16 protein-coding genes are annotated in these 11,420 nt (G+C 66.8%); 10 read left to right on the top strand and 6 right to left on the bottom strand.

Annotation, left to right across the window (positions count from 1 at the left end; all coding sequences use genetic code 11):
• Window positions 1-319: 319 nt before the first annotated feature.
• The 5 genes from LJ657_RS45620 to LJ657_RS45600 all read right to left on the bottom strand — a co-directional run bounded on the left by LJ657_RS45620 (window position 320) and on the right by LJ657_RS45600 (window position 3,686).
• Entirely contained in the window at window positions 320-946 is a 627-nt protein-coding gene (locus LJ657_RS45620; RefSeq protein ID WP_232655619.1) for a hypothetical protein, read from the bottom strand.
• Between the two features lie 1,142 nt (window positions 947-2,088).
• On the bottom strand, window positions 2,089-2,466 hold the full coding sequence (locus LJ657_RS45615; protein WP_232655618.1) for a hypothetical protein: 378 nt from the start codon (window positions 2,464-2,466) through the stop codon (window positions 2,089-2,091).
• The gene (locus LJ657_RS48830) at window positions 2,463-2,660 is read right to left on the bottom strand and encodes a hypothetical protein (protein ID WP_308117147.1); all 198 of its coding nucleotides are present in this window, start codon (window positions 2,658-2,660) and stop codon (window positions 2,463-2,465) included. Before LJ657_RS48830 ends, LJ657_RS45615 begins: the two co-directional genes overlap by 4 nt.
• A 143-nt stretch (window positions 2,661-2,803) precedes the next feature.
• Window positions 2,804-3,232 carry an ATP-binding protein gene (locus LJ657_RS45605; protein ID WP_232655616.1) on the bottom strand — a complete coding sequence of 143 codons (429 nt, stop codon included), beginning with the start codon at window positions 3,230-3,232 and terminating at the stop codon, window positions 2,804-2,806.
• A 46-nt stretch (window positions 3,233-3,278) separates the two neighbouring features.
• Entirely contained in the window at window positions 3,279-3,686 is a 408-nt protein-coding gene (locus tag LJ657_RS45600; RefSeq protein ID WP_232655626.1) for an NUDIX hydrolase, read from the bottom strand.
• Between the two features lie 109 nt (window positions 3,687-3,795).
• Between LJ657_RS45600 and LJ657_RS45595 the strand changes: the two genes are divergently transcribed.
• Window positions 3,796-4,587: a GntR family transcriptional regulator gene (locus tag LJ657_RS45595; RefSeq protein WP_115907211.1), complete on the top strand. Its 792-nt coding sequence runs from the start codon at window positions 3,796-3,798 to the stop codon at window positions 4,585-4,587.
• Window positions 4,588-4,609: 22 nt separating this feature from the next.
• Here the strand turns inward: LJ657_RS45595 and LJ657_RS45590 are convergent, their stop codons facing one another.
• A complete protein-coding gene (locus LJ657_RS45590; RefSeq protein WP_232655615.1) occupies window positions 4,610-4,972 on the bottom strand; it encodes a hypothetical protein in 363 nt (120 codons plus the stop codon).
• Window positions 4,973-5,156: 184 nt separating this feature from the next.
• On the opposite strand from LJ657_RS45590, the gene LJ657_RS45585 reads away from it, so the two are divergent.
• From LJ657_RS45585 to LJ657_RS45545, 9 genes are all read left to right on the top strand, one after another.
• The gene (locus LJ657_RS45585; RefSeq protein ID WP_115907212.1) at window positions 5,157-5,525 is read left to right on the top strand and encodes an SCO3933 family regulatory protein; all 369 of its coding nucleotides are present in this window, start codon (window positions 5,157-5,159) and stop codon (window positions 5,523-5,525) included.
• Window positions 5,525-6,901: an FtsK/SpoIIIE domain-containing protein gene (locus tag LJ657_RS45580; protein WP_232655614.1), complete on the top strand. Its 1,377-nt coding sequence runs from the start codon at window positions 5,525-5,527 to the stop codon at window positions 6,899-6,901. The genes LJ657_RS45585 and LJ657_RS45580 overlap by 1 nt, the downstream gene beginning before the upstream one ends.
• 82 nt (window positions 6,902-6,983) lie before the next feature.
• Window positions 6,984-7,610, top strand: coding sequence for a DUF2637 domain-containing protein (locus tag LJ657_RS45575; RefSeq protein WP_232655613.1), 627 nt, complete (start codon window positions 6,984-6,986; stop codon window positions 7,608-7,610).
• 266 nt (window positions 7,611-7,876) lie between these two features.
• Window positions 7,877-8,068: a mobile element transfer protein gene (locus LJ657_RS45570; RefSeq protein ID WP_232655612.1), complete on the top strand. Its 192-nt coding sequence runs from the start codon at window positions 7,877-7,879 to the stop codon at window positions 8,066-8,068.
• A gap of 16 nt (window positions 8,069-8,084) precedes the next feature.
• A complete protein-coding gene (locus LJ657_RS45565) occupies window positions 8,085-8,279 on the top strand; it encodes a hypothetical protein (RefSeq protein ID WP_232655611.1) in 195 nt (64 codons plus the stop codon).
• A gap of 25 nt (window positions 8,280-8,304) precedes the next feature.
• Window positions 8,305-8,550 carry a SpdD protein gene (locus LJ657_RS45560; RefSeq protein WP_232655625.1) on the top strand — a complete coding sequence of 82 codons (246 nt, stop codon included), beginning with the start codon at window positions 8,305-8,307 and terminating at the stop codon, window positions 8,548-8,550.
• A gap of 140 nt (window positions 8,551-8,690) precedes the next feature.
• Window positions 8,691-9,992 carry a replication initiator gene (locus tag LJ657_RS45555; RefSeq protein ID WP_232655624.1) on the top strand — a complete coding sequence of 434 codons (1,302 nt, stop codon included), beginning with the start codon at window positions 8,691-8,693 and terminating at the stop codon, window positions 9,990-9,992.
• The gene (locus tag LJ657_RS45550) at window positions 9,989-10,201 is read left to right on the top strand and encodes an excisionase family DNA-binding protein (protein WP_232655610.1); all 213 of its coding nucleotides are present in this window, start codon (window positions 9,989-9,991) and stop codon (window positions 10,199-10,201) included. Before LJ657_RS45555 ends, LJ657_RS45550 begins: the two co-directional genes overlap by 4 nt.
• Window positions 10,201-11,394 (top strand): tyrosine-type recombinase/integrase, encoded by a 1,194-nt coding sequence (locus tag LJ657_RS45545; RefSeq protein WP_232655609.1) that lies wholly within the window; start codon window positions 10,201-10,203, stop codon window positions 11,392-11,394. The genes LJ657_RS45550 and LJ657_RS45545 overlap by 1 nt, the downstream gene beginning before the upstream one ends.
• The last annotated feature ends 26 nt before the right edge of the window (window positions 11,395-11,420 follow it).

The raw sequence follows: 11,420 nt of genomic DNA, 5'->3' as shown, positions 1-11,420 counted from the left end.
CAAACGCAAGCTCAAGAAGATCCAGTTCAGACCCCACCTGATCGACGGCTGCCTCACCGGGACCGGCCTGATCATCGAACCCTGGTGACCACGCAGCCGGACTCTACGAGTTCAACCTGAGTAGCTCGTTTACCTGCAGCGCGGTGCGTCCAGAGCCCTGTTGGCGGCCGCATGAGTGCCCGTGGTTCCCCGTGGTTCCCCGCAGGATCTGGCACGGGACTGGCACGGCCCCATCGCATGAGAGGGTGCTGCGCGGGGCCGTGAGTCAGACCGGACTGCTTCCTACGAGGTCATTTCGGCAGAGCTTGCTTTGGCGCGATCAACTGCGGACCTGTGCGCTCAAAATGACCTCGCAAGCAAGGAGCCGAACGAGATCAATATCTGGCCAGAGCGCCTCTGCTTCGTCGCTTTGCGGAAGGAGAGCAGGCGTGTTCTGATATTTGGGGTCGTCCTTTGCATGGACGATTCGGTTCCGAATTCTGTAGACACGCTCGGCGACCTGATGGGCGAGCGGAGTCTGTTTGTTTTCAGGGTTGATATTTTCAGTGATTCCCTTGATTGGCCCCTGCTTGGTGAAGTGCTTGCCCCAGGGGTTCTCCGAGAAGAAGCTTTCGAGGACGTCTTTTCTCACGAACTCCTCAAGGAGAATCTTCAAGTGAGAGGCCTCGGATGCTGCTGCGGCATTCTCGCCGACATCCAATAGGCGCATCAGGCACTTGTCCGACCGGCGGTCGAATCGAGGATCGGTTAGCTCCAACTCGATTTTCCGAAGAGCGCTTCTGCGTCCTGCAACCGGGAAAAAATTCTCAAGGACCTGATAATACGAGAGGAAAGCTAGCGGAGGATTTCCTGTGGCGCTCCCTGCGAAACGAAAGAGGACGGATACCTCCGACTCGACTTTGATTTCGGGAAAGCGGACAATCCTTTCGGGCAGGTCTGCGTTCAAGGGGCGCCTTCGATCGGCCTGGCTAGGCCATTTCGCAGGGCGCATGTTCAATTGGTTCCGCACGTCCAATTCATACAGAAGTGAATCGAGCAGAGGTTCTGCGGATGCTTCGATCTGAGACGGCTTCATCGGCCGGTCATGGAACACTCGGACAGACAGGATGTATCGAGGTGTTTCCCTGAATCCGTGATTGGCGAGAACGTGGCATGCTGGAGAAGGGCCAGAGATTTCAAGGCATACTTCGTCTCCGGTTAGATGAATCTTTGGGTGACGTTCTCCGGCCGATGTGCGTGCAAAATCGATCGACTCACAGTTAATTCTATCGTGGTGCCGAGGGCATTCCTCTTCGAGGGTATCTGCAACAAGTCGGGAAAGTCGTCGAATTACGATGCTCGTGGGAAGTTGAGTCTGATTCGGCCCGACGAGCACCTCAAGGAATCCGTCATCGGGAATGATGATTCCAGCCCATTGGGCAGAATGCTCGACCCGCTTATCTAGTTGCGCAAGGAGGGTTTCATGGTGGCCCCTGAGTAGATGGACTTCCCTTTGGCCGGGGAAAGCCCACTTAGAGTGAGCGCTAAACTTGAACGATCCGGTCTGGGTGCTTATAAGGCCGATGTTATGTTCAGCGAGAGCCCGAATCATTCGTGTTTCAGAAGCTGACTCCGCGGTTGCCGAGAGTGGCACCTCCGGCTCTTCACCTTCCTCGGGCCCATCCACGTCCGCCCAGTCTTCTTCATGATCTTGATTAGCCATAACTCCCCTACCTCAGGTGAAGAGAGAGGTTACCGGTACAGCACGGTCGGCGGAGCGGCTTTGGGGTGGCGCTGCTTTGGCGCGAGTGATCATGGCCCCGTAAGCTTCCGGCGCGTCGGGCAGTCTGTGGACCTGCCCGGTAAAGCACGACGTTGGGGCCATGATCTGCGAGGCTCGCGCCAAAGTGGCTCCGTAAAGCCGTGGAGCCGACCGCCCCAGCCACGACGTACCCCTTCTCTGGCATCAGGTGGCTGCATGCTTTGAGCGCGGCACGGGCGCCGGCCGGGCTGGAGCGGGGCGGAGACAGGAGCGCAGGCCCGGCCGGGGGCCGGGCCGCGCGCGGGGAGCGGAGCGAGCCGCCTTGAACCAGTAGAGAAAGTTGTAACTCAGTCGGTCGCATGGGGCTTGAAGTCGTGTGCGCAGGCTGGGAGTTCGGTGCCCCGGCGGTGTGCGAGCGGTACGAACGTGACTGGGCGGACCGTCCAGGTGATGCGAGTGTCGGCTTGGGCCACGGTGACGGCGCAGGGTTCGGCTCGGAGCAGGGCCCGCCGGGTGTCGATGCGGCCTTCGTAGAGCCATTCCCACGCTTGCTCTGAGGCTGCGTTGTCGAGTGCTGGGGTGATGGTGCGCAGAGTGATAGCTATCCACCGGTCTGCCTGGGTGGCTGAGTGGGCGTCGAAGGAAGCGTGCAGTGTCGGCTGTTGGTCCGTGTTGAGGTTCTGGGTCCAGCACTCGCACCAGTAGCCGCGGAGGATTCCGTTCACGCGGTGCCTCCCGAAGGACAGGCCGTGAGCACGTAGCGGGTGGTCTCGTCGTACAGCGTGAGTTGGTAGGCCGTGCCCGTGGCCAGGTAGGCGAGGGCCCGTTCGTGTTCGGCTTCGTCTGTGAGCCAGTAGCGGCCTGGTTGGGCGTATGCGGCGTCGAGCTGGTCTGTGACGTGGCTTGCACGTTCGCGCATCCAGCGCAGTGCCAGACGAGGGCTGGCCGCACCATGGGACCCGAGCGGAATGGCGCGTGTTTCGTGCAGGGGATAAGCGACTGCCCAGCAGTGGTAGGTGTCGCAGCGCTGTTGGGCCGTTAAATGTTGCGCGGTCGTCGGAATCAGCACGGGTGACCTCCCCGACGGGCTTCCCTGTATAGCTCCGCCGTGACTGTGTGGCCGCCGTCGCTGTCGTGGACCACGACCTGGTGGGCGATGGCGGTGACCATGCCCAATCCCCGGCCGTGCTCGGCCTCTTGGTCTTGGTGCTCGACCTTCGGGGCCGTGCCGGTGCCTCCGTCGTCGGTGACCGACAGAGCGATGACCTGCGGTGAGACCGCAAGCACCAGATGGAAGCTGCCCGACTCACCCCCGCTAGCCGTGTGGAGGATCGCGTTCGCGCTCAGCTCGCTCACGATCAGCTCGGCATCCTCGGCCAGGGGCGAGCCGCGCAGGATGTCGCGCGTCCAGCGGCGGGCCCTGCCAACTTCTTCCGGGAATCCTGGGCAAGTGAGCCCCCAGACTCGGGGCTTACTCGTATACTCGTGCATACAAGTTCCTTCATGCTGGTAGGCCGCCATGTGCAGCGGGTTCGGGCTAGACGAGTTTCACGCCGTCGTGGGCGCGGATGGCCGGCGGGGACGCCGCGTCGAGTGCGTCCAGGACGCGAATCGCGTACGCCTCGTCGGCGAGGTCGGAGACTTCTTCACGGGTGGCCCAGCGCAGGGCGCGGGTCTCGTCGCCGGTGGTGGGTGTGCCGTCGGCGGCCTGGCAGCGGAAGACCAGCGAGACGATCAGGCCCGTCATGTTCTTGTAGACGCCGGTCAGGGTCGCGGGAAGCGCGATCTTGATGCCGGTTTCTTCGAGGACTTCCCGTTGCAGGGCCTCGGGGATGGTTTCCTCGCGTTCGAGGACGCCACCCGGGGGTTCCCACTTGCCGTTGTCGCGTCGTTGGATCAAGAGGGCGCGGTTCTGGGCGTCGACGATCACTCCGGCGACGCTCACGGAGTGCGGACGGTCCATGCTCACGTTCCTCGGCCCTCTCGGCTGGCTAGGCTCTCCACCGTAGCAACAAGACTCGCCCACACGTCTAGATACCTAAAGGAGTACGCGCGTGAGCCCTTCTCTTCCTTCCGGCCTGCTCGGCGACCTGGACCCCACGAGTGATCGTGCGGTCTTCCGGCAGATCGCCGACCAGTTGCGTGAGGCCATCGACCGTGGGCGATTCCACGAGGGCGACAAGCTGCCCTCGGAAGCCGACCTTGTCGAGCATTACGGGGTATCCCGAATGACGGTCCGAAACTCCTTCTCCATCCTCCAGGGGGAAGGGCTCGTGCACGCCGAGCACGGCAAGGGCGTCTTCGTCCGACCACGGCCCCCCGTACGACGTCTCGCCTCCGACCGGTTTGCGCGACGGCATCGGGAGCAGGGCAAGTCCGCCTTCATCGTCGAGGCCGACGCCGCCGGCAGTCACCCCCAGGTCGACAGTCTGGAGGTCAAGGAAGAGAAGGCCAGTCCGGACGTCTCCGCCCGGCTCGGGTCCGTGCGGCGGGTGCTGGCCCGGCGGCGGCGGTATCTGCTGGACGGGCGGCCAGTCGAGTTCGCTACGTCCTTCTTGCCGCTCGATATCGCGCGCGGTACGCAGATCGCCGAGCCGAACCCCGGGCCCGGAGGCATCTACGCCCGCCTCGAAGAGCTGGGTCACCGCCTCGACCACTTCGAGGAGGAGATCCGGGCCCGGATGCCCTCGCCTGCTGAGGTGAAGACGCTCCGGTTGGCCTCCGGCGTGCCGGTCATCCACCTGATCCGTACCGCCTTTGACACCGAGGGACGGGCCGTCGAGGTGTGCGACACGGTCATGGCGGCTGACGCGTACGTGCTGTCGTACCAGCTCCCGGCGACCTGATCGCATGGACGGCGACGCAGTACTAGGCGGTCGGATCGCTCTCATCTTCGGGCTCTGGCGTGAACCAGTGGCCGATGCTGGTCCACATGAAGCCCTCCCGCCAGGCGGGCTGGTCGGCCACCCAGCCGAGGAGCGCTTGCAGCACCTTCTCCTGCGACACCGTCTGCGTCTGGTAATGCTCCGCGGGAACGCCGTCGCGGTACTCCAGTTGGTACGTGTTGTTGTCGCGGAACCAGGCCTGGACGTACCAGTCTCCCTCGCGGTTCTCGTCCTGCCGCTCAAGGATCATGTGGTCGCCGCGGTGCAGGTTGGCGAGCATCGTGCCTATCGCCGGCTTCGAAGGGCGCTTCAGTACGTGGCCCCGACTGTTGGTCGCAATCAGCATGGGCAGAGCATGCCGCAGGGGTCTGACACTGGCCTGGTGCGCGGGACGTTTCCCGAACTCGTACGCTTCAACAGGCATACTCGTATAGACGAGTGGGCAAGTTGTGATGCATGGTGGTCCACGCGCCCCCGGCATCGGGTTCGCAGACCGCTACATGTATAGACGAGTAGATAGGGGAAGTTCCTTGCGTACCATCCGTGTTGAGACTTCGGCCGCGACGATCCTGCTGACCGAGGCTCCCGAGCCGAAGGTCCGTGACCGACAGACGGGCGAGATCGCGAAGGATGCCGTCAGCGGTGAGGCGCTGATGACGATCGGCGTCGTCCACATCGAAGAGGGCGAGTCCTCGCTGATCAAGGTCACGGTTCCTGAGAGCGGTGTGTCCGAGGGGCTGGCGCTCGGTGCGCCGGTCTCGCTGCCGGGGCTGGTCGCCCGGCCGTGGGAGTCCGTGTTCAACGGGCAGAAGCGGCACGGCATCGCCTTCCGTGCCGCCGCGGTCACCCCGGCGGTCTTCCCGGTCGCCGCTCAGGCTGACACCGAGGCCGCCGCCTGATGTCCGACCTGACGACGCTTCTGGAGGTGGGTGGTCCTGTCGCCGCACTCGGCGGCGGGGCCGCCTACGCCCGGGCCAAGCACCCGGGCGTGTACTGGTCCACCATCGGCCTGCCGATATCCACCGCCCGACTGCTCGGCTCGTACGGCTCGGTCATGGAGGCGTGCGGGCTGACCGTGGCGCCCTCACGGCTGAGGGTCCTCGCAGTCAAGGCCACCACCAACCGGGAGGTCCGGCCCGTCCCGCCGCGTCGGGGCGTCATCCGGCCCACCTCGACCGGGCTGCGGCTTCGGCTGCGGCTCGCGCCGGGGCAGGAACCCGCCGATGTCGCGGCCTCGGCCGAACGGCTGCGGCATGCCTGGGGCGTGCACGCCGTGTACGTCTCGACCGTCAAGCCCGGTGTCGTCGAATTGCGTCTCGTCGGGTACGACGTCCTGCGCAAGGTCCGGATGCCGCGCAAGGTCGCGGACGGCTTCCTCAAAGTGCCGGTCGCGCTGCGGGAGGACGCCATGCCCTTCGTGCGCGACTACCGCACCATCCCGCACCAACTCACCCTCGGCGCCACGCTGTCCGGCAAGTCCATGTACCTGCGCCACGTGATCACCGGCCTGGCCCGGCAGCCGGTCGCCCTGGTCGGCATCGACTGCAAGCGGGGCGTGGAGCTGGCGCCGTTCGCAGCCCGGCTCTCCGCACTCGCCACCGACCCGGAGCAGGCGGCCGAGCTGCTGCCCATGCTCGTCAAGGAAATGGAGGACCGCTACGACCTGATCAAGGCCCGGCAGGGCATCGCCCCGGACACTCCGGACGAGGAGATCACCTCCGACATCTGGGGTCTGCCCGAGCACCAACGACCCACGCCGATCGTGCTGTTCGTCGACGAGGTCGCCGAACTCTTCCTCGTCGCCACCCGCAAGGACGAGGAACGGCGCGACGAGATGGTCACCCAGCTCATCCGCCTCGCCCAACTCGGCCGCGCCGCCGGCATCTACCTGGAAGTCTGCGGGCAGCGCTTCGGCGCCGAACTCGGCAAGGGCGCCACCATGCTCCGCGCCCAGCTCACCGGCCGGGTCTGCCACCGCGTCAATGACGAAGCCTCCGCCAAGATGGCCCTCGGCGATATCGCCCCCGAGGCGGTCATGGCCGCCTGCGCCATCGCCCCCGAACGGCCCGGCCTGGCTGTCGCCGGTGACACTTCCGGCGGCTGGTCCCGCATCCGCACGCCGTACCTCTCCCTCGGCGACGCCGCGGAGATCTGCCGCGACTCCGCGCACCTGGCTCCCGACCTGGCCGCGCTCAAGCCCTTCTGTCCCGACGTGCCCGTACGACCGGTCGAAGCCCCGGCCCCGGTCGTCAAGCCGCGCCCGGTGACCGACTGACCCATTCCCCTCCCGATCGGCGTGACCGCCTCACGCCACGTCCCTACCCCCGCCATGCCTGAATCCCGGAAGGAGGCGCGTCATGCGCGCCCTGCTGGCCCGCGTCGACGCGGTACTCGTCCAGGCGCTCATCGCCGCGGCGCTGTCCTTCGCCCACCTGCACGACATCGCTGCGGCGGCCGGACAGGACGGATGGAAGGCGTGGGCCTACCCCATCAGCGTCGACCTGCTGCTCGTCGCCGCCTGGCGCCGACTGCGCTCCGGGGGCGCTAAAGCGTCCTCTTGGTGCTGGTTCGTCATCGCCCTGACCGCGTCCCTTGGCGCCAACGTCGCCACCGCCGGACTCCTCGACATGACCCAGGTGCCGGCCTGGCTGCGCATCCTCGTCGCGGGCTGGCCCGCCGTCGCCTTCCTCGGCGGCACGCTCCTCGCCCACTCCGCCCCTACGACGGCACTGGATAACGACGGGCACGTGGTCAAGGGTCAGGGGGAAGCGCCGGAATCCGCCTCCGAGTCGCTCGCCCAACCCGCTGTCGAGAAGGCGCCCGAACGTCCCGCCGTCGCGGTCCCGACTGCGCTGGTCGACCATGCCCGCAAGGTCGCTGCCGAACACCACACCCGCACCGGTACACCGATCGACACGCCAACCCTTCGTGCCCGCCTCGGCGTTCCGGCTCCCATGGCCGAAGCCATCGCCGCCCAGCTCTGAAGGCGGGCCCCGTCGGGAGGCTTTACCGCTTCCGCAACGCTCGCCGGGTTCCGACAACGGCCGAAATGATCAGTACCTCAAGGCAGCACATGGTGATCACGGTGGTCCAGGACTCGCCCACCCACCACCTTCCCCCAACAGCCGCAAGCCCAAGTACCAACGCGGCCGAACCGAAGGCGGCCAGCCGCCGCGCCCCTTGTGACATGCCACCTGTCTACACGCCCTCGCACCCCTCGGGTGAGCGATCAACGAAAAGGAGATCATCCGTGACCGCCAACCGTCGCTTCCGCAACGTCACCCGCATCGGCCCTGTTCAGGTCGCTACGTCGTACGACGGCCGGGGCCGCGAGAAGCACACCGCCGCCTGCACCGCCCCGCGCTGTAACTTCTCCGCCGACTACGACAGCCGCGCCGCCGCCGAACTGGCTGCCCGCACCCACCGCTGCCCCGTCTGCTGAAAGGGACCTCCCCGCCGTGACTGTCAGCCTCCCGCTCGTGTTCGTCCTCGGCTTCTTCGCCTGGGGAGCGGTCAAGTTCCTCGGCGTCCGTACCTGGGTCGTCGTCCTGATCGCCCTCTTCGGCTTCTGGCTCTCCCACACCTTCATGGCGCCCGCCATCGAGTCCGGCACGCGCTCCGGCGTGAGCGTCATAAATGGCTCACATGACTAGACGAGTAGATGAGAAAGGGTTCGCCGTGTTCCTGCCCAAGTACCCCGACAACCCGACCCCGCCGCCCGCGCACACCCACGCCCCGACCGACCCGGCGCCCATAGCGCGCTCGCTCCCGTCGGTCTCGATCGACAAGAACACGGTCGCGGTCGTGCTCGTCGGCGGAGTCGTCCTGACCGCGCTCCTGGTCGCCGTCGCCGTCACGGCCATCTCCGTAGCCGTGACGGCCGTCGTCCTGCGCTCCATGCTCCGCGACCACAACCGGCACTAACCCTGCCCCCGGCCACCGGGGCGGCGGCACACGACCAAGCAGACGCCGCCCCGAGGCCATTCCTCCCGACCGAGCCAGCCAGAAGGAGAACCGCCATCTTCACCCGCACCACTCCGGCCCCACTTCCGGAAGTCGCGAACCTGGCCGCACAGGGCACGCTCCCGGGTATCCTCCGCCAGCTCTCCACCCTCGGCGGCTGCACCCACCCGATCCGCCTCGACGGCCACCGCACCGAGTACGACGTCGACACCACCACCGGCGAGATCGGCGCCGTCCTCCAACACCTCGACTCGGCCAGCCTCCCGGCCGGCCAACTCCTCGTCCGCTGCAACAACCGCCGCACCACCCGCTGTCCGGCCTGCGCGGAGGTCTACCGCCGCGACACCTTCCACCTGATCACCTCGGGCCTGCGTGGAGGCAAGGGCCTCCCGGAACACGTCGCCGCCCACCCCCGTGTCTTCGCCACGTTCACCGCCCCGAGCTTCGGACCGGTCCACAACCGTCCTTCCAGCGGCCGCACTTGCCGCTGCGGTGTCCACCACGCCCAGGACGATGAAGCACTCGGCACCCCGCTCGACCCCGACACCTACGACTACGAAGCGGCCGTGCTCTGGAACGCCCATGCGGGTGCGCTCTGGCGACGCTTCTCGACCTACCTGCGCCGGGAGGTCGCCAAGCGCGCGGGGCTCTCGCAGCGCCGTTTCCGTGACCACGCACGCGTGTCGTTCGCCAAGGTCGCCGAGTACCAGAAGCGCGGCGCCGTCCACTTCCACGCGGTCATCCGCATCGACGGTCCCACTGGCGGAGACACCCCGCCTCCGCCCTGGGCGACCGCCGCACTGCTCACTGAGGCCATTCGAGCCGCTGCACGCAAGGTCCGCGTGGACGGCCCGGTCATCGACGGCCGTACGCACTCCTTCGTCTTCGGCCGCCAACTCGACATCCGCACCATCCGATCCGCCGACTTCAACGACGGCCAGGAGCTGACCGAGCGCGCGGTCGCCGCGTACATCGCCAAGTACGCCACCAAGGGCGCCGAAACGGCCACGGGAGCTCTCGACCGCCCCCTGAAGTTCGCCGCCGAACTCGCCCAACTCGACATCAGCGACCACGCCCGCCGCCTGGTCCGAACCGCCTGGACCCTCGGCGCACGCAAGAGCCTCGAACATCTCCGCCTGCGCGCCTGGGCCCACATGCTCGGCTTCCGCGGTCACTTCTCCACCAAATCCCGCCGCTACTCCACCACCCTCGGCGCCCTCCGCGACGCCCGCGCCGAATGGCGCCGAGCGCAAGCAGCCGCCGCACATCCCGAGCGCGGCAGTGACACGACGTACGTCCTCGCGCATTGGGTGTTCGCCGGAACGGGTCTGTCCTCCGCCGAAGCCTGGCTTGCCGCATCCCTCGAACCCGCCCCCGGAACGGAAGGAGAGCCCACCGCATGAAGGACCGGTACCTGTCCGTCGACCAGGTCGCCGAGCTGCTCGGTACGACCACCCGATTCCCCCGGCGGCTGATCGAGGAACGGCGCATCCGGTACGTGAAGGTCGGCCGGCATGTCCGTATCCCCGAGAGCGCGGTCGAGGACTTCATCAGCTCCCGCACTGTCGAGCCGCTGAGGCGGCCTCGCCCGAGCTACAGGAGGGCCGCCTGATGGCCAACAGCAAGGGCAGGCGTCGCCGCTTCGGCGCGATCAGACGGCTCCCGTCCGGCCGCTATCAGGCGCGCTATCCGGGCCCGGATGGCGTGATGCGCCCTGCACCGGAAACCTTCGCCACAACAGCGGACGCCGACGACTGGCTCGCCGAGAAGCAGACCGAGATCAGGCGCGGTGAGTGGCGCGACCCCGACGCAGGCTCGGTCAACTTCCGTGTCTACGCGGAGAAGTGGGTCGAGGAGCGGGACCTGGAGGTCCTGAGCGCGGACCTGTACCACTACCTCCTCGACAACCACATCCTGCCGACCTTCGGTGAGTCCGATCTTGACGAGATCACCGCGCCCAGCGTCCGCGAATGGCGTGCCGAGCGGCTTCGCACGACCGGAGCCAAGACCGCCACCGCCAAGGCTTACCGCCTGCTGAAAAGCATCATGGAAACCGCCGTCGACGACGACCTGATCAAGCGCAACCCGTGCCGGATCAAGGGCGCCGGAAAGGAGAAGGCAGCCGAGCGGCGCATCGCCACAGTGGCTCAGGTCGACGGTCTCGCCGACAACATCGGCCCCCGCTGGCGCCTCATGATCTATCTGGGCGCCTACGGCCCTCTCCGCCCCGAAGAGCTCGCGGGCCTGCGTCGCCGGGACATCGACGTCCAGGCGCTGAAGATCACGGTGAGGCGCGCCGAGCCGGAGCGGACGAACGGTCGCCGTGCCCCTGGCGACACCAAGTCCGAGGCTGGTACCCGCACTGTGCACCTGCCGGAGTTCCTGCGTCCGGAGCTCCGCATCCACATGGAGCTGTACGCGGGCAAGGGACCTGACGGCCTCGTCTTCCTCGGCGAGAAGGGCGCCCCCTTCCGCCGCAGCACCTTCGGCCGGAAGTGGCGTAAGGCCCGAACCGTCGTCGGCATGCCCGAGGGCTTCCGCTTCTACGACCTTCGCCACACCGGGCACACGCTCTCGACGCGCTCGGGTGCCACCCTCAAGGACACGATGGTCCGTGCCGGCCAGTCCTCGGAGAAGGCGGCGCTGATCTATCAGCACTCCGACGACGACCGACAGCAGGAAGTTGCAGCCGGTCTCGACGCGACCGTACGCAAGGCACGCCAGGAAGCTGCTGCCGTGCCAGATGATCCGCCGGACAAGCCGGACGATCAGCGTTCTGGCACGAATCTGGCACGCGGCGACTGATCACAGCGGACAGCAAAAAGGCCCGG

This window comes from Streptomyces guryensis (assembly GCF_021261325.1).
Taxonomy (GTDB): Bacteria; Actinomycetota; Actinomycetes; order Streptomycetales; family Streptomycetaceae; genus Streptomyces; species Streptomyces guryensis.
Note: the sequence above shows the minus strand (reverse complement) of the source record. Positions and strands in the feature narration are given on the sequence as shown.